The following is a 26,678-nucleotide window of genomic DNA, read 5'->3' on the forward strand; positions in this document are numbered from 1 at the left end:
GATTACAAGTCCAGTGTCAGGTCGCCGCACCGTGCCCGGGACACGCACACGCACATTTGCTTGCGGCTGGTTTTGTCATCGGGAGAAAGCACGTAATCGCGATGGTCGACCTCGCCTTCGATCACCGTAGTCGCGCATAGGCCGCACTCGCCGCGCTTGCAGTCGTAAATCGGTTCGACCCCCTGGCGGATTAGCGCATCGAGAATCGACTCGTCGCTTGCTACCTCGACCGTCTGCCCGCTTTGCTGAAGCACGACTCGAAAGGCGGCGTCACCGTCGGCGGGGGCCGCTGCGCCGAAGAACTCGAAGTGGATTCGTTCGTCCGGCCAATGCGCACGCCGTGCCGCGCCGATTACGGCTTCGTTCAGTCCGCGGGGACCGCATACATAGACGTCCGCGCCCGCAGGCGCATTGCGCAGCAGGAGGTCAAGGTCCACGCCACGGGTGGGGTCACCGCCGTCGCAATGGAGTGTCAGCTTGTCGCCGGCAAGGGCCTTCAATTCGTCGACAAACGCCGCGTCATCTGCGCTGCGCACGCAATAGTGGATGCTGAACGTGCGCGCCTGGGCGGCAAGGACATGCACCATTGAAAGGATCGGCGTAATGCCTATGCCACCTGCTACCAAAAGATGATGGGGCGATTCCGGCACGAGCGGAAAGTGATTCTTCGGAAGGCTGCACGTCAACAGCTGCCCGGCCTGCACGCGTCCGTGCATCGCAGCGGACCCGCCCTTTCCCGCGTCCTCGCGTAAGACGCCAAGCAGATAGTGGCTGCGGTCCGCGGGCGAACTCGCGATGGAATACGATCGCACCGCCAGCTCGCCGGTCGCGAGGGGAATCGATACGTCGAGATGCGCGCCTGCCTCGAAGGCTGGCAACGCATCGCCCTGCGGATGGCGCAGAACAAAGCGGCGGATGCGAGCCGTCGCCTGCAGCACTTCGGAGACGACTAGCTGTTGACTGTCTTTCATACGCTTTACTCCCGGGTATCACCTAACCGCCGCCTGACTGACGCGGCCCGCTCACGACGCCAGCGCGGTCGATTGCTGCTTCACCAGCTTCTCGACGATCCGGCGTGCCGCAACCGAGCCGCCGTCCGCGCGCACGCCAACTTCGGCCTTCATCGAATCGTCGGTGTCGATCATGATCTGCTGAGCTTCCAGAACCTCGACGTCTTCCATGAACGTGGTGTAGATCGAGTCATGAATCGTCTTCGTGACCTCCGCGTCGTCCTGGGCGAAGCAGCGCGTAATGGTCCAGTAGTACTTGCTCGTGCGCGCGTCGACGGGCGTGATCGTGTTGACGGAGAACCAGCGCAAGCCGCGTTCGAGATCGTCGGTGCCTGCCGGATAGGCGCGCGCATCGATGGTCACGCTCGCCGGCGGCTGGAAGCGAATGACCTGCCAGCGGTCGATGTTGCCCTCGAGCTTGCGAACGCGCGAGAACAGGGGCGGCGGCGGGGCGTTCTTGATGATTCGTTGCACATGCACTTCGTTGCCCTCGACACGCTGTGTCATCGGCGTTTCGACGATCTCGTTGGTACCGATGGTCCGCGTATGCACATACGTCTCGTGGGTGAGGTCCAGCAGGTTGTCGGTGAGAAGCTGATAGTTCGCCTTCACGTCGATGCAACCGCCGGTCGAAACCCAGCCCGGCTCGCTGTTGTAGCGGAAATCAGGAATCAGCGATTCATCTGCGGCCTCGGGATCGCCCATCCAGACCCAGATCCATTGCCACTTTTCGACCACCGGATAAGTGCGGACCTTCATGGAAGGAGGAATCTGCTGCTGGCCCGGAATGGCCACGCACGCGCCGCTGCAATCGAGCGTGACGCCGTGATAGCCGCATTGCACGGTATCGCCAATCAGATTGCCCTTGGAGAGCGCCGCGCGCCGGTGCGGGCAGCGGTCCGTCAACGCGACAACCTTGCCTGCCTGGGTGCGATACAGCACGAGCGGCTCGCCGATAATCCAGCGTTGCGTCAGAGAGCGCTGGATCTCGTTGCTCCAGCCAGCCACATACCATGAATTCTTGAGGAACATTCTTTTCAACCTTGATTAGAGTGATTAGGCGACAGGAGGGAGCAACCTCAGACGGGGTCGAGAATGCGGGCGGCGACCAAGCCCCCGTCGACCGGCAGATTCACGCCATTGATCCAGGCGCTTTGCGCTTGCAGCAGGAAGACAATTGCGGGCGCCATCGCTTCCGGCGTGCCGACCCCGCCTGCACGGCGAATCGCGTCGTCGACGTTCGCGGCACCGAGTGATGCACGGAAGTCCTTCAGGATCGGCGTGTCGGTCGGCCCCGGGCTGATGCAGTTCATGCGGATGCCAGCGGCACTGCGCAGGGTCGTGGCGCGCGCCATGGTCCAGACGATCAGCGCTTCCTTGAAGTACGCGTAGGCGCCCGCGTCCGGGACCGGATGCTGTTCGAGCCACTGCAGACCTTCCGTGAAGTCGCGGGTGGCCGCGAGCTCGACGTGAAGCGCGCGCCGCGCCTGCCAGTTTTGGCCGGCCGTAGAAGCCACATTGACGATGGAGCCGTCTGCGCGGAGCTTCGGCAATACGGCTTCAGTGAGCCGGCGCAGGCCGAGATAGTTCACACGGGCAACGATGTCGCCTCCCGCATTGCCGGGAACGCCCGCGACGTTACACAACCCGTCGAGCGTGCCAGGCAATTGAGCGGCGGCGGCGTCGATCGACAGCGGGTCGGCAAGATCGATCTGGATGAAACGGGTGACGTCGAAGTCGGGTGCGTGACGATCGAGTGCAATGACCTCGATATCCTGTGCGATAAGCAGACGAGCGGTGTGCGCACCGATACCGGACGCGGCGCCGGTGATCGCAACCGTCTTCAGCTGCCCGGATTGGGACGCTGACATGTGTTCTCCTGTTTCAGAAGCGAAGTGGCTGAGCTTTCTTTTCCAGCTTCACTTTGATGATGTGTCTCTTGATCTATTTCGTTCTATGTCTGTATCGGCCGGTCGCACTCGAAGTAGCAGTCTTGCGATGCGGCGATGTAATGATTGTCGAAGCGCTTGATTGACGAGTCCATATAACGAGGTTGATAGCGCACGTTCGATGCCGTTTATACGAGCCGAAGATGCAAGCCGGGATGGTGCCGTAGAGCCGAATAACCACAGAAGTCGCGAATAAATGTGATCGATAGCTGAATATTGGCCGCGCCAATGGTTGTTCCAGCATGGCCCACCTAGAATCAAATCCAGTGCATGGAACGTGTCCATCGCTGCAGAACCATATTTCACTCAAAGGAGACAGTAATGATCAGCGTCAGCCGCAAGCTGGAAGTCAATCCTGCAGACGGTTCCGAAAAGGTTCGTCTCAATCGTCAGCAAGTGTGGGAAGGTCTGGTCCGCAAGGCGGAGAACGCCGTGCCATACGTTGAAGCCATCGAGAAGTGCGACATCGTCGAACAGAAGCCGGACCGTTTAATTCGTGAAGTCGTGCTCCATGGGGAAACCCTGCGCGAGCTGATCCTGTTCTTCCCGCAGGAGCGTGTCGAGTTCGTGCGCCTCTCGGGACATGCGAAAGGACAGATCAAGAACATCATTGAGGAAGATGCCGACGGCACGCTATCGCTGCGCTTCACGTTCGATATTGTGCTCGAGGGCGAGGAGCCGGGTAGTAAGAAGGAAGCGGAATTCGCAGCAGGCATGGAGCAAGCCTACCTAGACGCCGTTCGCACCACGCTGCGACGCATTCGCGAGGATGCTACAACGCAGGTTTGAACGATCGCCCGACCGCGGCAAGCAATTACAAGAAAGGAGACAGATATGCGCTGCAATATCGAAGCAATGTTCACCGATATCGACGCGAAGAACGTGCAAGGCTTCCTCTCGAATCTCGCAGATGACGTGGTATTCCAGTTCGCCAATGCCACGCCGTTGAAGGGAAAGCGTGAGGTGGAGGAGGGTGTCAGCGGCTTCTACGCGAGCATTGCCGGACTGAATCACGAAATGACGGGCAAATGGGAAATCGATGAAACGACCGTATTGCGCTTCAGAACGGTCTACACCCGGCACGATGGCGGTGCTATCGAAGTGCCGTGCTCCGTGATCCTGCATCATGCCGAGGACGGCCGCATCGACGATTACCGCATTTATACCGACCTCTCCCCTGTCTTTGCTCCTCAGATGCACTAGCCCGTTAACCCGGAGGATGAAATGCAACATCCATTGGATGGCAAGGCGATCATCGTCACGGGCGCCGCGCGTGGGATCGGGCGTGCGGCGGCGTACGCATTGGGCGAGGCGGGCGCTTCACTCGCGCTGGCCGATCTCGATGAAGAGGGCCTGCAGGAAACCGCGGAGTACCTGAAGCGCTCTGGCGTGCAGGTAATGGCCGTCAAGACGAACGTGGCGCGGGAACCCGACGTTGCGGCGCTGGTCGAGCGTGCCGTGACGAAGTTCGGACGCATTCACGGGGCGTTCAACAACGCGGGCGTCGAACAGCGTAATGCGGCGCTGCATGAGATGACCGAGGAGCAGTGGGACGTCGTGATGGACGTTAACCTGAAGGGCGTCTTCCTCTGCCTCAAGCATGAGATCGCTGCGATGCTGAAGTCGGGCGGCGGCGCAATCGTCAATACGTCGTCGGGTCTCGGCCGTGTGGCGATTCCGAACGCGGCGGAATACTGCGCATCCAAGGCTGCGGTTCTCGGCGTCACAAAAAGCGCGGCGGTCGAATACGGTGCTCGCGGTATTCGTGTGAACGCGGTCTTACCGGGCATTATCCGCACGCCGATGATTGAGTCGCTCATTAGTCAGCCGCAGTTCTCGGACCTTTTGCCTCAGCTCGAGTCGCGACATCCAATCGGCCGTCTCGGGTCGCCCCACGAGGTCGGAGACGCCGTGGTTTGGTTGCTCTCCGATCAGTCTTCATTCGTTACTGGGGCGGAAATCGCCGTCGACGGCGGATATCTCGCGCTGTAGCCAATAAACATTCGCAGTCCGGTCACCCTTCGACGCTTCCTGGCTCACGTTGCAACGTGAGTCCCGGAAGCGTTTTTTTTGGCCTTCGAAGGCTCGCGATATAGACCGGATTTGTATCGAACCTTAGAGCGTAGCGAATGGTTTATCAAAGCGCACACCCATAGAATCGAATCGCCGTCTGTCTCTCTGGACAGGTGGAGCAAGCCATCCATCCACTTCGGAAATCATTCAAGCCTGCCTTGATCAAGTGAAAAAGATAAGACCAATCTTGTAACGCATATACAGGAGGAGACGGTCGATGTTAAAGAGGAAATCGGCGGCGCACGTGGCGACCGCCTTAGGTGTTTGCGTGTGCAGTACGCATGCTGAAGCACAAAGCAATGTCACGCTGTATGGGATTGTGGATAGCGGATTTTTCTACTCTAGTAAATCGATTGATTCATCGGGGAATAGAACAGGAAAGAAATTTGCATTGATTGATAGCGGTCTTTCCCCTTCGCAATTCGGCTTGAAGGGCACCGAGGATCTTGGCGGGGGATTAAAGCTCGATTTCGATCTGGAAAGCGGCATTAACATGACCAACGGGGGGTACAACAGCTCCAATGGCAATTTTTTTGGTCGGCAAGCCTGGATGCAGTTGCGCAGCGATATCGGCAACTTGAAGATGGGTCTGCAATTCTCCCCCTTCTTTCTGACTCTCTATGATCTTGATCCACGTGGCCTCGCACCGTTCGGCACCAGCGTCGTGCATTACATTGACAACGTGGTGGGGACAGGCCTGGCCAACGCCAACGCGATCTCTTACACCACCCCGGTCATGGCTGGTCTACAGGCGAGCGTCATGTATGCATTTGGTGGCTCGCCAGGCGATTTCCAAGCCGGCCAGCAGTACTCAGCCAGCGTGAAATACGACAACGGAAGCCTGCTGCTCGCCGCTTCGATTTACAACGGTAATGCAGGCGGCACTGCGGCCTCGACTCCTGTGCCTACGACCGTTGAATTCGCCGGCCGGATGATCGGCGGAGGCTATCGCTTCGGGAAACTGACGGTCAAAGCTTCCTACACGAGCTACAAGGTCGCTGGCGCAATGAGCAATAACGTCTGGGGCGGAGGCGCCGATTTTCTGGCTACTCCTGAAATCGATGTGAACGCTGGCGTCTGGTACGCCAGCGACCGCAATAACACGGCCAACCATTCATTGCTCGGATCCGCGGGGATTAACTACTACTTGTCAAAGGCCACCACCTTGTACGGTCAGGTAGCCGTCGTCAACAATCACGGCGCGATGACTACCGGGCTGTCCGTCAATGGCGCGCTGAAAGAGGGAGCCGGTACCTCGGTGGGCGGCGCAATCGGCGTTCGGCACATGTTTTAATTTGGCGGGAGATAACGCATGAACAGAAAGCACATGAGCGCCGGCTTGGCTGTCCTGCTTTCGCTGGCGGGAATCGGGGGCGTGAGCGCTCAGGGTAATGAAGCGGTTGCGTCGGATGTTGCCCCGTCCAGCGCGGTCCCGTCGGCAAGAGAAGCAAGACTTGCCAATCGACGGCTCGCGAAAACGGTGCGAAGCCGACTCGCGAAGGTGAAGGGCATCGACGTGCTCAATATCGTTGTGGTCGCGAAAAACGGTACGATCACGCTTGGAGGTTCGGTACCGGAGGCCGGTCAGATAGAGCTCGTCGTCGCTGCCGCGCGTGATACACCCGGCGTGGAGGCGGTCAATAACGCACTACGAGTAAAGGCAGCTGGGCAGTGAAGGCAGCGTCCCTCGCGTATAGCGAGGGACCTGTCGTGCTTTACCTTAGGCGCCGGACGAAGCCTCCAGTCCTTTCACTGTATAACCGGCAACTTGCTTGTAACTCGCAGTAATACTCTGAAGCTCGGCCTCGTCGATAATTCCTGCAAGCGACGTGAACGGCTGCCCATTCGTCCTTTCATGCACCACTTGCAGGATCTTGTCGGGCGGCGCCTTGCGATTGGTAAGCACCACCTCGCCCGTCGCCTTCACGCGTTCCCTGTCGTAAGCCATAAGTGCCTCCGGACCGACGCCGATGTCGACGAGATATGCGCTGAGCACATCGGCATCGACGATCGCTTGACCCGCGCCGTTGGAACCACGCGGCACCATCGGATGAGCCGCGTCGCCAAGCAGCGTGAGCCGACCGAACGTCCACCGCGGCAGCGGGTCTTGATCCACCATCGGGAACTGCAAAATGCCTTCCGTTGATTCGATCATGGCCGCCACGTCGAGCCAGTCGAAGTGCCAGTCAGCGAACGCTGGGAAGAAATCCTCAAGGCGTCCGGCACCATTCCAGTCGCGACGCGCAGGCTGTGGCGCATTGATTTCCGCCACCCAGTTCACGAGCTGACGGCCCTGTTCGTCGACATTGTCGCGAATCGGGTAAATGACCATCTTGCCGACGCCTGGCACCAGCGCGCCGGCGCGCACCATCGTAGCGCCGCTGAGAAAGGGCTTCCAGTGAACCGCGCCGCGCCACATGTTCACGCCCGAGTAACGCGGCGCCCCTTCATCCGGATAGAACTGCTTGCGCAGCGCCGAATGCAAGCCGTCACATGCGACGGCAACCGAAGCTCTAACGGCGTACGCGCGATCGTTCGAATCCACGAAGTTGACGATGGCTTCGTCATCCGAACTCGATGCACCAACGCACTTACGATCGAGCACGACGGCATCGTCACCGAGGCGTTCGCGTACCGCTTCCAAGAGCGTGGTTTGGAGATCTCCGCGATGAATCGAGAACTGTGGTGTCGCATAGCCGGCAGCAACGCCCGACGGCTCACGATAAATCAGTTGGCCGTGTCTGTTAAAGAAGGCAGCTTCCTTCGTTGCCACTGCGACTTGAGCCAGCCGTTCGTTAAGGCCGAGACGCCCCAACACCTTCGTGGCATGCGGCAACACGTTAATGCCCACGCCAAGCGGACGAAGCTCTGGCACCGCTTCATATACGCGGCAACTGATTCCTGCATCGTGCAGTGCAAGCGCGAGCGTCAATCCGCCGATGCCCGCACCGATCACCGCGACTTCACATTCCTTTGACATATCTCCTCCGTGCACAATCGTGCGATTCACGAACGACACCAGTTCTTGGCATCGGCGATAATTGACAGACGTCTGCCGAATATTAGTGAGAGCCGTGCGCCGTGTCAACAACGTTCGGAAGACTAGACGAGCTTGCTGCAAGCGCTAGGTTAAACTTGCTCGGCACAGACCTTATAACCCTTACGCGGAATGACAAAGAGAACCGCCCAATCGCCCACTTCCGACCCGGCGCTCGATGAACTCTATCGGCGCCCGGGCTTTTTGATTCGCCGGGCGCACCAGATTGCGATGGACATGTTCATCGAGGCGTGCGCGCCGATCGATCTGACGCCAAGTCAGTATGGCGTGCTCTATATTCTCAACGTAGCCGGGCCGATGAGTCAGATCGGCGTCGCACGTCTGATCGGTCTTGACCGGTCAACCACTGCGCTCGTCATCAAGCTGCTCACCGAACGCGGCTTAACGATGAAATCGCCCAGTCCGCTCGACGCGCGCAAGGTCGAAATACTGATTACGGCGGACGGCAAGCACGCGCTGCGCCAGGCCGCAAAGTTCGCCGAACGGGAGCGTAAGTCGCTGCTTGCGCCGTTCAGCGCGGAAGAAGCGTCCACTTTTCTCCGATTGCTCGAGAAGTTTGTGACGCACCATAACGAGAATACGCGCGTGAGTATCGTCGGATCCACCGACGCATAACTCACTCAGTCTGAAGCCCCGGTTCAATCGGTCTGCGACGAAGCATGCAGTCATGCATCGTCGCATTCCTATATTGACAGACGTCTGCCGAAATGTGACTATCGCTTCGTGATTGCGAGAGCGTGCTGTCGAAGAGTCGATGCGGGCCGTCGCGACACCTCGTCAAAACAATGCTCGTGGCGGAGCAGGAGACTGTATGCAACATATCGATATCACCCGGCTCGTCGACGAAGGCCCATTCGGCAAGACACGCTTTCTCGTGGCACTGCTGTGCTGTCTAGCTGTGTTCTGCGATGGCTTCGACACCCAAGCCATCGCGTACATCGCGCCGGCGCTCGCGGCGGAATGGCATGTGAGCAAGTCGGCCTTCGGCCCTGTGTTCGCCGCGAGCCTCGCCGGTCTGATGGTCGGGGCTCTATTGTTCGGTTCGCTGTCCGACAGGCGTGGCCGCAAAATCGGACTAATCCTGAGCGTGGTCGTGTTCGGCGTGTTTTCACTTCTGACCGCAAGCGTCGATTCGGTCGGCGCGCTTCTCGTCATGCGATTCCTGACTGGCCTAGGTCTTGGCGGCGTGATGCCGAACGCGATCGCGCTGACGTCCGAATACGCCCCAGCACGAATTCGCAGCACGGTCGTGATGGTCATGTTCTGCGGGTTCTCGCTGGGCGCGGCGCTGGGTGGCGTGGTGGCGGCATCGCTGATCGGCCATTTCGGATGGCGCAGCGTGCTGATAGCCGGGGGAATCGCACCGTTGTTGCTTACACCCGTGCTAATGCGCTATCTACCGGAATCGCTCGACTACATGGTGGCGAAGGGCATGGCGCGGGAGCGGATCGTAGTGGCGTTGGCGCGCATCGCGCCAACCGTCGACATCGATCCCGACGACCGGTTCATCCGCCATGCGCGTGATGCGGCCCGGTCATCGGTGGCCGAGTTGTTCTCGAAGGATCGCGCGCGCACGACAGTGCTGTTTTGGCTGATCTTCTTCATGAGTCTGCTCGAGGTGTATCTGTTTTCGAGTTGGCTGCCTATTTTGCTCAGCGAAAGCGGGCTGTCTGTCGATCGCGCGGTGACGACCAGCAGCCTATTCCAAGTTGGAGGCGTGGCGGGCACCTTGCTGCTCGGGCGCTTTATTGACCGTCGCTGGCCGTTCGCGCTGCTGTCGCTTGTCTATGCGGGGGCGTCGGCCGCCGTGCTGCTGCTCGGCTTGAATGTGCACGGCGCTTTTTCGGTGATGGTCTGCGCCATCCTTGCGGCGGGCTTCTGCATCGTCGGTGGTCAAATTGCCGCGAACGCCCTGGTCGCGCGCAGCTATCCGACTGCGATTCGCGCGACTGGTGTCGGCTGGGCATTCGGTGTCGGGCGCATCGGCTCCATCATGGGGCCGCTCATTGGCGGCGCCTTGCTCGAGATGCGATGGGATCCCGCGCATCTGTTCATGCTCGGCTGCGTTCCCGCGCTCGTGTCCGCTGGCGCCGCATGGGCACTCCACGCGCGCCGGGTAGCGGACAACGCGGTCACAGCGCTGGAGCAAGGCAGCGCCTGATGCCGGCTAATGAACGTCGCGGATTCATCGCGGAGCAAGACGCAGCATAGGGCGTTCCTACGCGTCGCACTCGATCGACCAACGTCAGAAGGAGACATGCAATGTCCACGGAACAGATCCGCGCATCGCGCGCGGCGTACTACACAAAGATTTCACAGCAACGCATGGCACCGCTGTGGGAATCGCTGCATAACTTGGTGCCGAAGTCACCGCAGCCGAAGGCCGAGCCGGCCATCTGGAAGTATGCGCAAGTGCGCGAGCTCGTCATGCAGGCGGGCGACGTCATCAGCGCCGAGGAAGCCGTGCGGCGCGTGCTGGTGCTCGAAAACCCAGGGCTGCCGGGAAAGTCGAGCATGACGCCGAATCTATACGCCGGGCTGCAACTGATTTTACCCGGCGAGATTGCACCGAGTCATCGCCATACGCAGTCGGCGCTGCGATTCATCGTCGAGGGCAAGGGGGCGTGGACGGCGGTTGATGGTGAGCGCACCACGATGCATCCAGGCGACTTCATCATCACGCCGTCATGGACCTGGCACGACCACGGCAATCCTTCAGTCGACGAGGGCGGCGAGCCAGTCGTTTGGCTTGACGGTCTGGACATTCCCTTGCTAGCGCAGATTGACGCAGGCTTCGCCGAGAATTATCCGGAGAAGACGCAGCCTGTGTCACGCGCGGAAGGCGAGAGCTTTGCGCGCTTCGGGCACAACATGGCCCCGGTGCGGCATCGCGTAAGCGATCCGACCTCGCCGATCTTTAGTTACCCCTACGCACGCAGCCGCGAAGCGCTGGACACTCTGTATCGCAACGGAGCAGTCGACGAGTGGGACGGCGTGAAGCTGCGCTATGTGAATCCGACGACCGGCGGCTGGCCGATGCCGACGATCGCCACGTTCATGCAGTACCTGCCGGCGGGCTTCAACGGACGCACCTACCGCAGTACCGACGCTACGGTGTATTGCGTCGTCGAAGGCAACGGCGAGGTGGCCATCGGCGAGCGCGTGTTCAGCTTCGCACCGCATGACGTGTTCGTGGCACCGTCGTGGGCACCGGTTCGGTTGAATGCGTCCGCGGAGAGCGTGGTGTTTAGCTACTCGGATCGCCCGGTGCTGTCCGCACTCAATCTCCTTCGCGAAGAGCGTCACTAAATTCATATTCACGAGCGTACTGCGCTTCCAATTTTCTCCATTTCGAGTCGATACCATCATGGCATTCGTTTTCCCTCCCGAAGCACCGGTCGCGGTTCCTGTCGCGGGCCGCGATGCCCACTTTGCCGTACGCCGCGTTTACTGCGTGGGCCGCAACTATGCCGCGCATGCGCGCGAAATGGGTTTCGATCCCGATCGCGAGCCGCCGTTCTTCTTCTGCAAGCCCGCCGACGCCATCGTGCCCGTCGGCTATGACGAGACCCTCGAACTTGCGTACCCGTCGGAAACCCAGAACTATCACTACGAAGCCGAACTGGTTGCAGTGATCGGCAAGGGCGGCTCAGACATCACGCTCGAGAACTCGTTGAGTCACGTATGGGGCTACGCGGTCGGTCTCGACATGACCCGCCGCGACCTACAAATGAAGATGCGAGAGATGGGCCGTCCCTGGGAAATTGGCAAGGCGTTTGACCGTTCTGCGCCGCTCGGCCCGATTCATCCGGTAAGCGACGTCGGCCACTTCGAACAAGCCGGACTCTGGCTCGATGTCGACGGCGTTACTAAGCAGAAGAGCGATGTGTCGCATCTGATCTGGTCGGTCGCGGAGACGGTCGCGTATCTGTCGAAATTCTTCCGACTGGAACCGGGCGACGTGATCTTCACCGGCACGCCGGAAGGTGTCGGCCCCGTCAAGCCGGGCAACACGATGAAAGTCGGCGTGGAACGCCTCGGCGAACTGACCGTACACGTCGTGTAGCGCGACATTCGTCCATCGACCATGGGATCCGCCGTGCAATTACATAGCTTCTTCAACAGCTCGACGTCATATCGCGTGCGCATCGCGCTGGCGCTCAAGGGTGTCGCTTTTGATACGCTGCCGGTCAACATACGCAAGGGCGAGCACCGCGCCGTCGATTACGTCGCGAACATAAACCCATCCGCCGCGGTGCCGGCTATTATCGACGACGGCTTCACACTGGGCCAGTCCATCGCGATCATCGACTATCTCGACCAGGTTCATCCTGAGCCACGGTTGATTCCGTTGGAAACGCACAGCCGCGCCCGCGTGCTTGAGTTCGCTGCGCTGATTGCCTGCGACATTCATCCGGTGAACAACCTCCGAGTGCTGCGGTATCTGGAGACGGAACTGGGCGTGACGGCGCAGCAAAAGAGCGACTGGTACCGTCACTGGATCGCGGAGGGCATGGAAAGTGTGGAGCGAATGCTCGCTCGCGATAATTCCGGACCGTGGTGCTTCGGCAAGCAGCCGACGCTCGCGGATGTGTGCCTCGTGCCGCAAATTTCTAACGCCTTGCGGATGGACTGCGACCTCCGTCCCTACACGCGGAGCCTAGCGGTGTATGAATTTGCCGCGGATCATCCGGCGTTCGTACGCGCGGCGCCGGCGCGTCAGCCGGATTTCGTGCCCTGACGGAAGCTCGTGGAAGAATGGTTTAGGGCAGATCCATGACTGGATCTGCCTTTTTTCATTGGTCGGTCAGCAAAGGGAATCTCCCTGATCCACGCGGTGGCCTCAACCTCGATTCGTGAATCGGCATGTCAGAACGTATGCACCATCCCAAGTTGCACTCCGCGTGCGGGGGCGCCCGGATAGGCGACGGGAATGCCCGCGGTCGTCGCGCCGTTCATGGCGAAGGTAGCGCGGTTGTGGTTCTCGATCCAAGATGCGGCAGCGTACACGTTGGTTCGCTTGGAGAGGAAATAGTTAAGCATCACGCCGACCTGATCAGCGTTACTGTCTAGGTTCGACTTGTCGTGCAAATGTGCCGCTCCGAAGGAGAAGAACGTCGCCGGATCGAACATGTAGCGCACCGATGCCGTGAACACGTCACGGTTTAGCGGCGTGTCCGATTGCCGGTTGTTGTTGTAGCCGAGATAGAAGGTGATATTGCCAAAATTGTACGAGGCGCCGGCATAAAGCGCTTTCAAGACTGTGCCGGCACTTGAACCTGGCCACACAACTCCCACCGGGTCTTCGACGCGCTGATAGCCGACTACCGCACCTACCGGCCCTTTTGCGTATTCGATGCCGATGTGATAACTAGCTATTCCGTTTTGCGACGAATTGCTCGCGTCGCGAAGACTGATCATCAACTGCGCCTTGGTACCAGCTATCTCGGGCGACTGGTAGGAGATGGCATTGCTCACGCGGGGGACGATTGCAAGAAAACTGATTAGACCGGAACCGATTGTCAGGCCGTTGAACGCGTCGAGCGCGCCGGAGACCGGAATATACACAGGCGAGTTCTGTCTGCCGAAGCGAAGCTCGCCATAGGGACTGCCGAGTCCGACCCAAGCTTGGCGGCCGAAGGCCGAGTTCGGAACACTTGCCGCGCCCGTCGTGGTGAGGATGCCTTGCTCCAAGACAAAATTAATGGAGTAGCCGCCGCCAATATCTTCCTTGCCGAGCATGCCGAATCGCGATCCTAGATACATGCCCGGATCCATGCGCGCAGTCGTCCCACCACCAGTGTTTGCTACTTCTATGCTGTTGTCCAGCAAACCATAAAGCGTGACGCTCTGTGCATGGGCTTGCGAGGCGCAAGCGATCAGGGCGGCGCAAAACAAGTGCTTCGTCTCCATTTCGTATTCCTATTTTGGATGCGCGCTTGGCAGCGAAACGACGGCGCGAAGGTTTCCTGATTTCGAACGGGTTTTCTTATGTGACGGTGGCAACTTCGCGAGGAGGTATGGCAGACGCAGCACCCGCACCGATCGCCCTATCGTCAACGCCAACCCAGTTTGTGCATAAAACTTGTTTTGTGCAAGTAAGGCTAATCCCGGACCGATGGCTGCCATTCCAATAAAATGCGCCAGACGGCTACATACAAGGGTCTTAGCAGGTTTAGTAGCCCAGCTAGGGACAAACCCTTTGTTTGCAGAATGCATATAAACATGCATACTTTGATCAAGTCATTATCGAGGAGACAACCGTGCCGTTCGTAAATGTCCAGCATCTGGCGGGTGCGTTCACCCGAGAGCAACAACTGGCAATCATGGAAGACATCGTTGCGGCCGTCGTGCGACAGGGCGGCGAGGGCATCCGCCCCGCAACGATCGTCACGATTACCGAAGTTGCGGACGGACTGTGGTCGGTAGGCGGTCAGAGTCTGACCATGAAGGAAGTCGAGCGGCGCCGGGCTGCCCGCGCCGCCTCGTCCGATAAATCCTGAGTCCCGCCATCTTCAATCGTTAAAGGAGAATCAGCCGATGTACGCCATTTCTGCAGCTTTCGAAGTCAATCCGGCCAACGAGCCCGTTCAACTAACACGCGCCCAGATGTGGAAGGGCCTGGTTCAGAAGGCCGAATACGCGGTTCCGTTCGTGCCCGCGATGAAGGAGTGCGAGGTCATCGAGAGGTTCGAGGACGGGTTCATTCGCCAGATCTCGCTGCGCGGCAAGACGGTCCGCGAGCGCATCACGTTCACGCCCGAGGTGCAGGTGCACTTTCAGCGCATCGAATCGGCAGACAACGGCTGGATCACGAATGTCCTGAGCGATTCTGAGCGCGGTCTCGCGCTGACGTTCACATTCGCGCTGGTGTTCGACGGCATCGCGGCCGGGTCGGAGGAAGAAAAGCGCAAGGGTGAAGAAGTGCGCGAGAGTTATGTCGAAGCGATTTCGGCAACCATCGCGGAGACGCGCCGCCGCGTGCAGGCCGGTGAGATCTGATCACAAGACCCGACGATGAACAGAGATACTTTCGCAAACGTTCCTGCGTATCCGGTGCTCGTCTCGTATGAGTCGAGCCGTGGCGCGCGAACCGGCGTGCTGGTGAACGACCGGATTCACGACCTTGCGGGCGCGTCCGGCAAAGAGGAATACGCCGAGATGAAGGAGGTGCTCGAAAGCTGGGCCGACGTTGAGCCGTGGCTTGCCAGCTTCGACGCCGCGCGGGCAGGCGAGTCGCTGGCTCAAAGTTCTGTCCGGTTGCTGCCGCCGATTGCAAACCCCGGCGGCATCTACGGCGCGGGTGCGAACTACACCGACCATGCCGAAGAGATGGCCAGAATCACGGGCTCTGGCACGCCGGCGGCCCGCGGTGATCGCTCATGGCACTTTCTTAAGAGTTCGCATTCGATCGTCGGTCCGGAAGCGACCGTGAGACTGCCGGAGGGCGCAACATCAATTGATTGGGAAGTGGAGCTGGCGGCGGTAATCGGACGTCAAGGCAAGAACATCGCGCTGGAAGATGCCCTGAATCACGTCGCCGCGTACACCGTCGCTATCGACTTTTCGGCGCGAGACTGGAGCCGCCGCACCGATCTGTCGGAGCGTTCCCCCTTCCGTATGGACTGGCTCTCGCACAAGAGTTTCGACGGCGCTTGCCCGATCGGGCCTTGGCTCGTTCCCGCCTCCCGCGTGCCGGATCCTCAGGACCTCGGCCTGCAGTTGTCGGTCAACGAGGTCGTAAAGCAGAACTCGAACACCGGGAAAATGATCTTCTCGCTTGCTGAACAGATCCGCGATTTGTCGACGCGCATCACGCTTTGGCCTGGCGACCTCGTACTGACCGGCACGCCGGCAGGCGTGGGCAGCAGCCGCGGCGAATTCTTGCGTAATGGCGATGTGGTGGATGCGGCGGTCTCCGGACTCGGCGTCCTGCGCGTGAAAATTTCTGCTTGACCTAGGCGATTGCACCATGAAAAGCACCATGAAAGCCGTCGTGATGCGCCGTTTCGGCGGCCCCGAAACGTTGGAACTGGCCGAGGTGCCGCGCCCCGTGCCGCAAGCGGACGAAGTCCTGATTCGGGTGCACGCGGTCACAGTGAATCGAACGCTCGATCTCGCTGTGAGAGCCGGGCGATACGGCCGGCCAGTAACCCTTCCGCATGTGCTCGGCGCCGACCCGGTCGGCGAGATCGTCGAAATCGGCGATGACGTGGTCGATCGTAAGGTCGGCGATCGTGTGGCGACCTCGCCGTTCGTCAAGGCCGCGACCGGATCCGCGCCTCCGGTGCTGCTCGGCGTTTCAGCATGGGGCGGCTATGCCGAATTCGTCGCGGTTCCGGCGCGCATCACGCATCTCGTTCCTCCGAAACTGGATTTTGCAGATGCAGCCGTCGTCGCACGTCACGCTCCTCTTGCGTTGCATCTGCTGGAGACAAAAGCGAGAGTGTGCCCTGGCGAGACGGTTCTCGTGATGGGTGCGAGCGGAGGACTGGGTTCCGTGGGCGTGCAGGTGGCGAAATCACTGGGCGCAACGGTCATCGCCGGGGCCGGTGCACCCGAACGCGTCGCGCGTGCGGTCGCCGCAGGTGCGGATTACGGCATCGACTACCGGCGCTCCGACCTGGTGCAGAAGGTCATGGTGCTGACGGGGGGACGCGGCGTGGATGTCGTGTTCGAGAACATCGGCGATCCCGATCTGTTTCCGCAAGCGGTGTCGAGTCTTGCGCGGGGCGGGCGTCTGGTCACCGCAGGCTCTCATGGCGGCGGAAAGGTCATGCTCAACGTGACGGAGCTGTATCAGAAGCAACTCACGCTGTATGGATCGACAGGACAGACGAGCGGCGACCTCGACCGGGCCCTGTCGCTGGCGGCGGATGGACTTCTTCAAGCCGAGATCGCCGACACGTTTCCGCTGTCGAGCGCCGCCCGGGCGCATGAGGACTTGGAAGAGGGGCGAATCGCTGGAAAAATCGTACTGCTGCCGCAGCATATAGAAGTTCCTCTATCGAGCTAGTGCGCCATAATATCGACATCATGAAACGCGACGAGCCCATCACCATCCAGTCAGCCTTGCCGCATGCTGGCGGCAAGAGCCGGCCGCTTTCAGAGCAGGCATTCAACACGCTGCGGCGCCGCATCCTGCGCGGCGAAATCGCGCCGGGTACCAAGTTACGCATCGAGGTTTTGCAACAGGAGCATTCGCTGTCGAGCAGCCCGCTTCGCGAAGCCCTGAACCGGCTCGTAGCGGAAGGACTTGTGACGGCGGACGACAACAAGGGATTCCGCGCGGCCGCCGTGTCCGCCGAAGACCTCAAGGACATCACCAATTTCAGGCTGCTGGTTGAGCCCGCCGCGCTGGCGCAATCCATCGCCAACGGAGACGGCGAGTGGGAGGGGCGCATCGTCGCAGAGTTCCATCAGCTCGAGCGCCTGCGCAAGCGTGTGGCTTCAGGAGGCGACTGGCCCGACGAAGAATGGACCGAGCGTCACAAGCTCTTCCATATGGCCATGCTCTCAGCTGCGGAGTCGCCGCGCCTGCTCGCGCTGTGTTCGAGCCTATTCGATCAGTCGGAACGCTATCGGCGTTTTTCGGTCATGAACCGGACAGAGCCGCGCAATACGGACGAAGAGCATCGCCGTATGATGGAAGCGGTTCTTGACCGGAAGTCGGAGCTCGCCTGCGCGATCCTTCGGGACCATATCGCGCAGACCGCCCGAAATGTCATGCTGATCAAGAGCGTCCAGGACGCGTAAGCGTCTAGGATGCACGCGTTTGACTCCCTGCGTTCATCAGGAACGCCGCGGCATCACGGCCGCCCTCGCCATCGCGCCACTCGCGCGCCATCAATTCTTTCGTTTGTAGACCGAGCGCTCCAGCAAGCGGCTCGCTTCTTCCTTTTTTGTGCACAAAGTCTTCGATAGCCTAGTCGGACGACCCCGATTCAGCTCTATTCCGCGGCTCTCGGTCGTTATAAGGGAACATCTCTACTTGCACAAAATGATCTTTGTGCACAAAATGATTTCACAATGAACCGGAGGAAGACAGCATGGCAACGAGCGACAGCCCGCGGTGGGGGCAGCAAGTCAGGCCGATCAGCGGTCAGGATGCATCCAGGGAAGGTTTAGAAGCAGCGGCTTCGAACGAAGAGAACGGCATGGCACATCGCGCGGCGTCGACGGAATTGAAAGCCGCGGCATCGATGCCGCCGCTGTCCAGGGGTTACACCACGCTCGCGGTTCTCATCGTCGCGTACATCATTTCGCTGGTCGACCGCCAGGTCATGTCGTTGATGGTCGCGCCGATCAAGCAGACCCTTCATATCAACGATGTTGAGATCGGTCTTCTCCAGGGATTTTCGTTTGCGCTTTTTTACTGCATCCTGGGTCTGCCACTCGGGCGGATTGCAGATCGCAGCAGCCGGCGCATTCTGATCGCCGCAGGGATGGCGTTTTGGAGTGCCGCAACGATCGCTTGCGCCTTCGCGCACAGCTTCACGGAATTGTTCGTCGCGCGCATGTGCGTCGGCATCGGCGAAGCTGCGCTCGCGCCGGCCGCCTATTCCCTACTCGCCGATCTGTTCCCGCCGAAGCGGCTGATCCGCGCCAACGCGCTATTCTCGATGGGCGCGATGCTGGGTGGCGGCCTTGCGCTCGTGGTCGGGGGTACGGCGCTCGACTACGCGGCGAAGTTCGCGGGAGTGTCGTTCGGCGGGCAGTTCCAGGCATGGCAACTGGTGTTCATCGCGGTTGGTCTGCCCGGGATCCTGCTCACAGGCGTGTTGCTCGCGCTCGTGAAGGAGCCGAAGCGTCTGGACGACACGCCGGTTCCCTCCATCCGTGAAGCCTGCGGTCAACTGTGGGCCCTGCGCGGTCATCTGGTGCCGCTCTACACATGCGCGACCTTGTTGTCGATCGTCATGTTCGCGAATCTCGGCTGGCTGCCGACGCACTTCATCCGCGTCTTCCACATGACGGCCAGCCAGACCGGGATGGGCCTGGGGATCGCACTCATGGCCGGATGCGTGATCGGCGCATATTTCGGCCCGTCGCTTACTGGCATGCTGCTGCGCCGCGGTCATCATGACGCACATATGCGCACGGTGCTCATCGCTTCGCTTGTCATCATCGTGCCTGTGATGGGGCCGCTTCTGGACAACCGTTATGCAGCCCTGTTCGCAGCCTTTCTGTACTACCTCGTGCAGAACTCGTACTTTGGCGCAATAACCGCGTCGGCCCAGTCCGTCACGCCGAACCGGATTCGCGCGATCAACTCGGGCATTTTGTTCCTCGTCATGAATCTCGTTGGCCTGGGCGGAGCCTCGGTCATCGTCGCCTGGGTTGCCGGTCACGTATTCGGGGGCGGTCCCAATGCGATCGGTCAATCAATTGCACTCGTCAGTGCCGTTGCCGCGCTCGCTTCGTCCGTCATCGCCCTAAGGACGATGACGCGCTATCGTCAGTCGGCGGGCATCGTCAACTTCACGGAGAACCGCTGATGTCATTGGAAAAGGAACACGGCCTCGCGAACCTCGAATTTCCTGCGCTCGCCCCGGCCGACGGGTACAGGCTCGTTGTCGTGGGCAGTCACGGCGGCATCGGTTCGGCGCTGTGCCGAGCCGCCGAGGCAAACGGCATGCAGGTCGTGGGACTGGATACGGAACAGGCGATCCGCGACAAGCCGGCCGCGTTGGCTGGACCAGCCATCGCCGTGGACGTGCGCGACGAAGTGTCGATCGCGGCGGCCTTTAAACAGGTCGGCGAGTTGCATGGTCGGATCGATGGGCTTGCCTATGTCACCGGGATCGGCATTCCGCCTACGCCTGCGGTGGATCATCAGATCGGGCAGTGGGACAAGACGATGGAGGTGAACCTCCGCGGTGCATTTCTGACTGCGGTAAGCGCACGGCCATTGCTGAAGCCTGACGCTTCGGTTGTTTTCGTCTCGTCGGGTCTTGCGGTTCAGGCGGATCCCGGTTTCGCCGCCTACAGCGCGTCCAAGGCGGGCCTGCTTGCGCTTGCGAAAACGCTTGCAAAAGAGTGGGCGCCGGTACGTGTAAATTCCGTCGCTCCAGGCCTCGTCAATACCGCCTTCCTGGGCGGTGGGAGCGGGCAAGGCAAGGCTGTCGATGGAACCGTCGAGGACTGGTTCGGACCCGAGCGGGCTCGCGCGATCTTGGAGACCATTCCGCTGAAGCGGATTGCCGTTCCGGACGACGTTGTCGCGCCGATGCTCTTTCTCCTGGGGGCGGGTTCTCGGTTCGTCACTGGACAGACCCTGCACGTGAACGGTGGAAGGCTGTCGCTCTAACGGCATCATTTTTTCATGGATCCAATAGCATGAGTATCATCAAATGTAACGAGCTGCTCTACATCCGGCGCAGCGTGCCGGACGTCACGCAAGTCGAGACATTCCTCAATCGCTTCGGTCTTATCACCTGCGCAAAGCAGGGCGAATCCGTGTACTTGCGCGCCACCGATCCCGTTCACCACTGCTATATCCTAGAACAGGGTTCGGCCCGCCTGTTGGGATTCGCCTTCTTGGCCAAATGTGAGGCGGATCTAAGAACGCTCGCGGCGGGCACCGGCCGTGACGTTGAAGAGATCGCCGAGCCGGGCGGTGGTCTGCGAGTGCGCCTGAAAGAGCCGAATGGCTATGACGTGGATATCGTCTACGGCATCGCCGTGCCCGCGCCGATCAACGTCGAGCGTCAGGCCGTCAACACCGGCCGCGAGCCGACGCTTCGTGCCGACGAACCGCTGCGCTTGCCTCGCGGCCAGGCAACGCCGGTCAAGCGGATCGCGCATGTCGTCCTGGGGACGCCGCTCGTCGAAGAAACCGCCGCATGGTTTCGCGAAACGCTCGGCATGCTGCCCTCGGACGAAGTCTTTCGCACGGCCGGCGGTGAACAGATTGCGTCGTTCTTGCGCGTCGATAAAGGCGCCGAGCATGTCGATCATCACGCGTTTCTGCCGATGCGTTCGGATACCGCCGGCTTCCAGCACGTTTCGTTCGAAGCGCAGGATATCGATGCCGTGATGGCCGACCACCATTATCTGAAGTCGATGGGCTATGAGCACCTGTGGGGTATTGGTCGCCACTTGCTTGGAAGCCAACTCTTCGATTACTGGAACGACCCGCTAGGCTATGCACACGAGCATTGGGCCGACTCGGACCGTCTTTCGGCGACTGCAACCACCGGAGTATGGGAGGCCAAGGAAGGCATGGTCACGCAGTGGGGTGAGGGCGCAAGCGAGCAATTCCGCCATAACGTGAAGCCGTGACTCTAGTTCGTTCAGGAGTAACCGACTTACCAGGGTCGTGCGCAAGCCAATTGTACATAGCGAGCCGGACGAAATAGTCGACCGTCGTAAGCGTCTCTCAGGGGCTCCGCTCGGAGCCTTTTTCCGACGCTCCGGCGTCGGCTTTTTTTGTGTGGCTTGAATGGAATTTACGATTCGGACAGGAAGTCTATTGAGCCCGGGGCACCAAAGGTCAGCTCGACGCCTGTTCGCAAACTCCCATGCGGGGGCTGAGCAACTTTTCGTTTCGTCGCAGAAGTGGGGGACCCCGCCATACGCTAAATTGGGGCATCCAGTTATTCCCCGACGGAGGGAACGGTGGCCTGCGGCGCCGACGATACTGAGTCGTCGGCCGCGCGCGAGGGAGTTGCCAACGGTAGCCTCAACTTCTCATCCAAGCGCGGCCCCAGCTATTTAGCGTGCGTTCGCCGTGAGGCCAAACACCGGGCTTGGCGCCGACCGCGACGCGTGCGAGTTCCGCCGAAAATTCGAGTCGGTTTCCATCGGGGTCGGTGACCATGAAGAAGAGGTTGTTACCCGGTCCATGACGTCCCGGCCCGAAGAAGATCGGCACATCAATTGCCGCGAACCGGTCGCCCCAATCGCGGATGTCGTTCCATTTATCGGTTTCGTAGCAATGGTGATCCCATTCGTTTCGCGAGCCCTGGAAGAACGCGAGGCTGTGATGCTCGTCGTCCGAGCGGAGGAATACCACTGCGACACGGCCGTTATCATCCACTACTTCGTCGGAAATAGAGAAACCGACGATATCGGTGTAGAAGGTCACAACGCGTTCGAGTTCGGTCGTTTGAAAAACGGTGTGCTGCAGGCGGGCCGGAAGACCGTCGCGACTAGCGACCGATGCCGCGTCGGACATCTCAAGTCCGAACGCCATCCGGCGACCTTGCGGATCGCCAATCACGAATGCGCCGGGTTGAAACAGCGAGGCGGTCAGAGCCTGGCAGGCTAGCCCATGATTCTGCAGTCGCTTACGCAGCGCGTTGAGTTCCTCCTGATTTCGCATCGCGTAGCCGAAATGCGGCCCCTGCCCGCTCGAACGCGCGGTGATCTCCATCGCGCGGTCCCGACCGACCAGGACAACCCGATCATGGCCTGTTCCACCCACAGAGGTCATCTGCATCTGCGATGTATAGAACTCGGCGAGCCGCCCGGGGTTGTCCGACACGACGTGGGGGTGATGCAGGCGCGCGGGCGTGCTTTGCTGAAGCGAAAAAGTCAAATGACCCTCCTGTTTATGTCCCTGAAGCGTTCCAAGCCGATCTGTCGGTCATAGCAGTTCGTCGACGACGATGTTTCTCAGCGTGCCGACGCGCGAGATCTCGACCTCCACAACATCGCCCGGCTTCATCCACAGCGGCGGATCGCGAAACGCTCCGACGCCGCCGGTCGTGCCTGTGATGATCACGTCGCCCGGCAAGAGCTCGGTGAATACCGAGCAGTACTCGATCAGCCGTGCGACGTCGAAAATTAGGTCATTCGTGAACGCTTCCTGGACGATCGCGCCGTTCAGGCGGGTGATGAGCTTGAGGGACGACGGGTCGCCCACTTCGTCGGGCGTGACAAGGCAAGGCCCGAAGCCGCCCGTGGCGGGGAAGTTCTTGCCCGGCGTGAACTGGATCGTATGTTTCTGCCAGTCGCGCACGGTGCCGTCGTTGTAGCAGGCATATCCTGCAACGTGTTGCAGGGCGTCGGCCTGCTTTACATGCCGCGCCCGCTTCCCGATGACGACGGCCAGCTCGCCTTCGAAGTCGAGCTTCTCCGAGACGTTAGGGCGCACGATGTGCCCCTCGTGACCGGTTTGGGAGTCGGCCCACCGCGTGAAGATCATAGGATGCTTTGGGACTTCGCGCCCTGTCTCCTGCACGTGCGACAGATAGTTGATCCCTACGCATAGGATCTTTTGCGGGTCCGGAATCACCGGCAGGAGGTTGACATTTGCAAGCTGAAGCGCAGCGTCGGCGGTTGCAGCCCAACCACCCAGGTCGGACAACGTGTCCTTCTGCAGCGCTTCTTTCAAAGTCGCGCCGAATCGCGATGCGAGCGGTCCGGATCGATGACGCGCGCGCCATCGAGCAAGCCCCATGACGCCGTACCCTGGTGTTCAAAGCTAATCAATCTCATGTTTGGCTTCCTAGAATGACAGACGTATGCTAAATTTTTGATGAGGCTGCCGTCAACAGAATTATGGCGGTCCGAGATAGTTTCCGGAGGTTCGAAAACATGTCGGAAGGCGCATGCCCTTGAGCTTTTTTCATTTATTAGGACACCGTTCCTTGAGCTAGAAGAGTGATCGGTGCTGCGTTTTCAGTATCACGCGGCGGCACACGCCGTGTGATAGCAGATACACACGGAGGAGATTGAGATGGCGCGACGACTCGAAAGGAAGGTGGCTGTCATAACCGGAATTGGCAGCGGCATGGGACGCGCTGCGGCGATTCTATTCGCTGCAGAAGGGGCGAAAGTGGTGGGATGCGACATCGACGAGGAGAGCGGCAGCGCGACGATCGATTCGATTCGCGAAGCTGGCGGGATCGCTGTGGCGCTTGCTCCCTGCGACCCTTCCGAAGCGGATCAGGCTCAGGCGCTGATTGACTCCGCCGTGGCAAGTTATGGTGCCATCGACATCGTCTACAACAACGCTGCAAAGGTGCACTTCGCGCCCATCGAAGAGATGACTATCGAGATGTGGCGTGGCACGATGAAGGGCGAACTCGATATAGTGTTCAACGTGTGCAAGGCCGCGTGGGGACACCTCAAGGAGCGGGGCGGGTCGATCATCAATTGTGGATCGGTATCCGGGAAAATGGCCTATGAGGTGCTTCCCGCACTTGCGCACTCCGCGGGCAAGGGCGGGGTCATCGCAATGACGCGTCACCTGGCCATGGAAGGCGGCAAACATGGCATTCGGGTAAACAGTATTTCACCTGGGCTCGTGAGAACCGCGGCTACCGCTGCACTCATGGAAAACCCTGCATGGTTCGAGCCCATGAAACGCAAGCTGATGTTGAATGGACGTGTCGGAACGCCCGAGGACGTCGCGTATTGCGCGCTGTACCTCGCCAGCGACGAAGCCGGCTGGGTCACGGGCGCCGACTTCGCTATCGACGGCGGTACTACTGCATGGTGATGTGCCGCACGTCGCATCCTTCTTACGGATGTAGCCCTGCGATCCGGTGTGCGGTCCGAAGCGGCGATGGCGATCGAAGATCGAAAATCGCCGCGGTGCTGACTCGCGGTATCACATCTTCTATCGGGACAAGATGCGCGACGCCTTTAACGAACGGGACGTCGCCGCGTCCGCATTCAAGCGGCTGTAACTGAACGATCCGCTGAATGTGCCGGTCGTTTGAGAAGAGTCATGCGGCGGCGGCGCCGCGCTGAGGAGCTGCTCTGGACGGGCAGCGAGCGGGCGTCTTGCTGGACGGCGCAGTCTCGTGTCATCTGTCGGCAATCCGCCCGCATTCGCTGCGGGCGGCCGTCGACTTCATCCAACGGGCCGTGGCGGTGGTCTGATAGAAGCGCTTCTTGTTACCCGCCGTGATTGACACGCCGTCGAGCTTGTTGAGTTCGTCGACCGTGTGGCAGATCAAACGGCCATCAAAGCCACCCACGGTATGAGTGGCACGGACCGTGTCATGTATGCGATCGACTATCCCTATAAGCGGATCATCTTGGTTCACATGCTGCCGCGCGCCGCCCCGCGCCTTTATGCCTAACACGACGAGACGTCTTGAGCGCTTGCCTCGGCAGCACGATCGTCGACGTGCCCGCCACTCGCCCCGATGCGGCAGGCGCGCTGGACGGCGAGCGAAGGCTTAAGGAGGCTGAAACGGACGTGCCGCACCGATGCTGCACAACGAAGGCACAATCGTCGGCAGTCTGAGTATGACCATCAGCAAGACGTTGATGAAATTCGAGAGATCCAACGCATTCCTAAAAGCCTCACGTTCTCGGCCGCATTATGTCGAACCCGATATCGCAAACGGCGTGCGGCTAGCTCGCGCTTCGTGGCCAAGCATTCGTGAGCTCAGAACGGCTTCGTGGGAAGATATTTCCCGTCCAGTGTGATCACCGCCCGATGGCCGCCTTCCGGATCGTCGACCTTCTTGATGTCGAGCTTGAAGTTGATCGCACTGATGATGCCGTCGCCGAATTCTTCATGTACCAGAGCCTTTAGCGTCGAGCCATAGACCTGCACCATTTCGTAGAAGCGGTAGATCGTCGGGTCGGTGGGTACGCCGCCCGGAATGCTGCCACGCATCGGAATCGTCTGCAGGGCGCGCGCCGCTTCCGAGTCGAGACCGAGCCTGTCGGCCACGACTCTTGCCACATCCGCCGGCAGGGGATGCTGTCCGAGAAGCGCGGCGGTCACGAAGGCGATGCTGAGTCCGGTGCCTTCCGTGAGTTGCTTGAAGGTTAGGTTCTTCGCGATCTTGGCGTCGATGATTGCGTCGGACAGCGTTGCACGCGCGTTCTGACGGTACTGGGACTGACTCATGATGAATCTCCGGATGGGAAGTTAAGGTGCTGGTCAGGCGGCAAGGCTCGCACGGGCCGGTTCTGCACACGCGTTCGGATGCTTCGAAAGTGAGACGAAACGATGGGTGGCACCATCGAGCGCGTCGACGGATCCCGTTTCAATGTCATAGACCCAGCCATGGATCGCGAGGACGCCTTGCTCGATCGCGAGCCGCACGGAGGGATGAGTCTTGATGTTGGCAAGCTGGGCGATGACGTTTTCGCGAATCATCGAGTCGATGCGGTCGCGTTCGCTCGAATGCTTGCGTGCTTCGTTCACGACCCGCGCTGAGTCCGCATACTTGAGCCAGCTCCGGACCGACGGCATGTGATCCATGCAGGCACATGTCGCGATTGCAGTCATGGCGCCGCAGTCCGAATGGCCGCAAATGACGATGTCGGTCACGCCGAGTCCCGCGACGGCATATTCGACGGTCGCGGTCACGCCGCCCGGTTCCGGACCATGAGAAGGAACGATGTTGCCGGCATTACGGATGACGAACAGGTCGCCCGGTTCACGCTGCGTCACGAGTTCGGGCACGAGCCGGCTGTCTGAACACGAGATAAACAGCGCGCGGGGATTTTGGCTCGTTGCAAGCCTCTTAAAGAGTTTCGTGCGCTGCGGGAAGGCTTCCCGCTGAAACCTGAGAAATCCGTCGATGATGTCTCGATCTTTCACTCCGCGATTGTGAACGGTGACTCGATGAGGTGAATGCTCGACGGTTTCGGCTATAGTGTCCAAGACCG

At 60.2% G+C, this 26,678-nt stretch carries 29 protein-coding genes; 19 read left to right on the forward strand and 10 right to left on the reverse strand.

The genetic code is table 11. The features are described 5' to 3' along the window. Positions 1–2: 2 nt before the first annotated feature. From NCT32_RS29805 to NCT32_RS29815, 3 genes are all read right to left on the reverse strand, one after another. Entirely contained in the window at positions 3–938 is a 936-nt protein-coding gene (locus tag NCT32_RS29805) for a PDR/VanB family oxidoreductase (protein ID WP_250490910.1), read from the reverse strand. Between the two features lie 84 nt (positions 939–1,022). After that, positions 1,023–2,042, reverse strand: a complete 1,020-nt coding sequence (locus tag NCT32_RS29810; RefSeq protein WP_053572495.1) for an aromatic ring-hydroxylating dioxygenase subunit alpha — start codon at positions 2,040–2,042, stop codon at positions 1,023–1,025. Positions 2,043–2,089: 47 nt separating this feature from the next. Then, on the reverse strand, positions 2,090–2,881 hold the full coding sequence (locus tag NCT32_RS29815) for a coniferyl-alcohol dehydrogenase (RefSeq protein WP_250490911.1): 792 nt from the start codon (positions 2,879–2,881) through the stop codon (positions 2,090–2,092). A gap of 399 nt (positions 2,882–3,280) precedes the next feature. Between NCT32_RS29815 and NCT32_RS29820 the strand changes: the two genes are divergently transcribed. From NCT32_RS29820 to NCT32_RS29840, 5 genes are all read left to right on the forward strand, one after another. After that, positions 3,281–3,748 carry an SRPBCC family protein gene (locus tag NCT32_RS29820; RefSeq protein ID WP_053572497.1) on the forward strand — a complete coding sequence of 156 codons (468 nt, stop codon included), beginning with the start codon at positions 3,281–3,283 and terminating at the stop codon, positions 3,746–3,748. A gap of 45 nt (positions 3,749–3,793) precedes the next feature. Next, positions 3,794–4,162, forward strand: coding sequence for a nuclear transport factor 2 family protein (locus NCT32_RS29825; protein WP_061119756.1), 369 nt, complete (start codon positions 3,794–3,796; stop codon positions 4,160–4,162). Between the two features lie 33 nt (positions 4,163–4,195). Continuing rightward, positions 4,196–4,951 (forward strand): SDR family NAD(P)-dependent oxidoreductase, encoded by a 756-nt coding sequence (locus NCT32_RS29830; protein ID WP_250478161.1) that lies wholly within the window; start codon positions 4,196–4,198, stop codon positions 4,949–4,951. Between the two features lie 298 nt (positions 4,952–5,249). Beyond that, complete coding sequence (locus tag NCT32_RS29835; RefSeq protein ID WP_061119758.1) at positions 5,250–6,326, forward strand: porin; 1,077 nt, start codon at positions 5,250–5,252, stop codon at positions 6,324–6,326. Between the two features lie 18 nt (positions 6,327–6,344). Next, on the forward strand, positions 6,345–6,707 hold the full coding sequence (locus tag NCT32_RS29840) for a BON domain-containing protein (RefSeq protein ID WP_061119759.1): 363 nt from the start codon (positions 6,345–6,347) through the stop codon (positions 6,705–6,707). Between the two features lie 45 nt (positions 6,708–6,752). Here NCT32_RS29840 and NCT32_RS29845 read toward each other — a convergent pair whose 3' ends face one another. Then, positions 6,753–8,012 carry a flavin-dependent oxidoreductase gene (locus NCT32_RS29845; protein WP_061119845.1) on the reverse strand — a complete coding sequence of 420 codons (1,260 nt, stop codon included), beginning with the start codon at positions 8,010–8,012 and terminating at the stop codon, positions 6,753–6,755. Positions 8,013–8,306: 294 nt separating this feature from the next. Between NCT32_RS29845 and NCT32_RS29850 the strand changes: the two genes are divergently transcribed. The 5 genes from NCT32_RS29850 (at position 8,307) to maiA (ending at position 12,831) form a co-directional block, all read left to right on the forward strand. Continuing rightward, on the forward strand, positions 8,307–8,705 hold the full coding sequence (locus NCT32_RS29850; RefSeq protein WP_250490912.1) for a MarR family winged helix-turn-helix transcriptional regulator: 399 nt from the start codon (positions 8,307–8,309) through the stop codon (positions 8,703–8,705). A 196-nt stretch (positions 8,706–8,901) separates the two neighbouring features. Further along, positions 8,902–10,251, forward strand: a complete 1,350-nt coding sequence (locus tag NCT32_RS29855; RefSeq protein ID WP_250490913.1) for an MFS transporter — start codon at positions 8,902–8,904, stop codon at positions 10,249–10,251. Positions 10,252–10,352: 101 nt separating this feature from the next. Then, a complete protein-coding gene (gene gtdA, locus NCT32_RS29860) occupies positions 10,353–11,399 on the forward strand; it encodes a gentisate 1,2-dioxygenase (protein WP_061119762.1) in 1,047 nt (348 codons plus the stop codon). A gap of 58 nt (positions 11,400–11,457) precedes the next feature. After that, a complete protein-coding gene (locus NCT32_RS29865) occupies positions 11,458–12,156 on the forward strand; it encodes a fumarylacetoacetate hydrolase family protein (RefSeq protein ID WP_250490914.1) in 699 nt (232 codons plus the stop codon). A 33-nt stretch (positions 12,157–12,189) separates the two neighbouring features. After that, the gene (gene maiA, locus NCT32_RS29870; protein WP_250490961.1) at positions 12,190–12,831 is read left to right on the forward strand and encodes a maleylacetoacetate isomerase; all 642 of its coding nucleotides are present in this window, start codon (positions 12,190–12,192) and stop codon (positions 12,829–12,831) included. Positions 12,832–12,959: 128 nt separating this feature from the next. Here maiA and NCT32_RS29875 read toward each other — a convergent pair whose 3' ends face one another. Next, the gene (locus tag NCT32_RS29875; protein ID WP_250490915.1) at positions 12,960–14,003 is read right to left on the reverse strand and encodes a porin; all 1,044 of its coding nucleotides are present in this window, start codon (positions 14,001–14,003) and stop codon (positions 12,960–12,962) included. A 350-nt stretch (positions 14,004–14,353) separates the two neighbouring features. On the opposite strand from NCT32_RS29875, the gene NCT32_RS29880 reads away from it, so the two are divergent. From NCT32_RS29880 to NCT32_RS29915, 8 genes are all read left to right on the forward strand, one after another. Continuing rightward, positions 14,354–14,593, forward strand: a complete 240-nt coding sequence (locus NCT32_RS29880) for a tautomerase family protein (RefSeq protein ID WP_061119765.1) — start codon at positions 14,354–14,356, stop codon at positions 14,591–14,593. A 37-nt stretch (positions 14,594–14,630) separates the two neighbouring features. Beyond that, positions 14,631–15,092, forward strand: coding sequence for an SRPBCC family protein (locus tag NCT32_RS29885; RefSeq protein ID WP_250490916.1), 462 nt, complete (start codon positions 14,631–14,633; stop codon positions 15,090–15,092). A gap of 15 nt (positions 15,093–15,107) precedes the next feature. After that, positions 15,108–16,046: a fumarylacetoacetate hydrolase family protein gene (locus NCT32_RS29890; RefSeq protein ID WP_250490917.1), complete on the forward strand. Its 939-nt coding sequence runs from the start codon at positions 15,108–15,110 to the stop codon at positions 16,044–16,046. A gap of 16 nt (positions 16,047–16,062) precedes the next feature. After that, positions 16,063–17,106: a zinc-binding dehydrogenase gene (locus NCT32_RS29895; protein ID WP_250490918.1), complete on the forward strand. Its 1,044-nt coding sequence runs from the start codon at positions 16,063–16,065 to the stop codon at positions 17,104–17,106. A gap of 20 nt (positions 17,107–17,126) precedes the next feature. Then, positions 17,127–17,846 carry a GntR family transcriptional regulator gene (locus NCT32_RS29900; protein WP_250490919.1) on the forward strand — a complete coding sequence of 240 codons (720 nt, stop codon included), beginning with the start codon at positions 17,127–17,129 and terminating at the stop codon, positions 17,844–17,846. Positions 17,847–18,139: 293 nt separating this feature from the next. Beyond that, complete coding sequence (locus NCT32_RS29905; protein WP_250490920.1) at positions 18,140–19,588, forward strand: MFS transporter; 1,449 nt, start codon at positions 18,140–18,142, stop codon at positions 19,586–19,588. Then, entirely contained in the window at positions 19,588–20,400 is an 813-nt protein-coding gene (locus NCT32_RS29910; RefSeq protein ID WP_061119769.1) for an SDR family NAD(P)-dependent oxidoreductase, read from the forward strand. Before NCT32_RS29905 ends, NCT32_RS29910 begins: the two co-directional genes overlap by 1 nt. Before the next feature lie 74 nt (positions 20,401–20,474). Beyond that, a complete protein-coding gene (locus NCT32_RS29915) occupies positions 20,475–21,374 on the forward strand; it encodes a VOC family protein (RefSeq protein WP_250490921.1) in 900 nt (299 codons plus the stop codon). A gap of 400 nt (positions 21,375–21,774) precedes the next feature. Here the strand turns inward: NCT32_RS29915 and NCT32_RS29920 are convergent, their stop codons facing one another. Together NCT32_RS29920 and NCT32_RS29925 are read right to left on the reverse strand one after the other, a co-directional pair. Next, positions 21,775–22,632, reverse strand: coding sequence for a VOC family protein (locus NCT32_RS29920; RefSeq protein ID WP_250490922.1), 858 nt, complete (start codon positions 22,630–22,632; stop codon positions 21,775–21,777). A gap of 48 nt (positions 22,633–22,680) precedes the next feature. Next, positions 22,681–23,430 carry a fumarylacetoacetate hydrolase family protein gene (locus NCT32_RS29925; protein ID WP_409241551.1) on the reverse strand — a complete coding sequence of 250 codons (750 nt, stop codon included), beginning with the start codon at positions 23,428–23,430 and terminating at the stop codon, positions 22,681–22,683. A 345-nt stretch (positions 23,431–23,775) separates the two neighbouring features. Here NCT32_RS29925 and NCT32_RS29930 point away from each other — a divergent pair, with 345 nt between their 5' ends. Further along, entirely contained in the window at positions 23,776–24,540 is a 765-nt protein-coding gene (locus NCT32_RS29930) for an SDR family NAD(P)-dependent oxidoreductase (protein WP_250490923.1), read from the forward strand. Between the two features lie 310 nt (positions 24,541–24,850). On the opposite strand, the gene NCT32_RS29935 is transcribed toward NCT32_RS29930, so the two are convergent. The 3 genes from NCT32_RS29935 to NCT32_RS29945 all read right to left on the reverse strand — a co-directional run bounded on the left by NCT32_RS29935 (position 24,851) and on the right by NCT32_RS29945 (position 26,610). Next, positions 24,851–25,132, reverse strand: a complete 282-nt coding sequence (locus NCT32_RS29935; RefSeq protein ID WP_250490924.1) for a hypothetical protein — start codon at positions 25,130–25,132, stop codon at positions 24,851–24,853. A gap of 308 nt (positions 25,133–25,440) precedes the next feature. Continuing rightward, complete coding sequence (gene cynS / locus NCT32_RS29940; protein WP_250490925.1) at positions 25,441–25,911, reverse strand: cyanase; 471 nt, start codon at positions 25,909–25,911, stop codon at positions 25,441–25,443. A 33-nt stretch (positions 25,912–25,944) separates the two neighbouring features. Next, positions 25,945–26,610, reverse strand: coding sequence for a carbonic anhydrase (locus NCT32_RS29945; RefSeq protein ID WP_250490962.1), 666 nt, complete (start codon positions 26,608–26,610; stop codon positions 25,945–25,947). Positions 26,611–26,678: the final 68 nt, after the last annotated feature.

Origin of the sequence: Caballeronia sp. INML2, from assembly GCF_023631365.1 — a bacterium.
GTDB classification, from domain to species: domain Bacteria; phylum Pseudomonadota; class Gammaproteobacteria; order Burkholderiales; family Burkholderiaceae; genus Caballeronia; species Caballeronia turbans.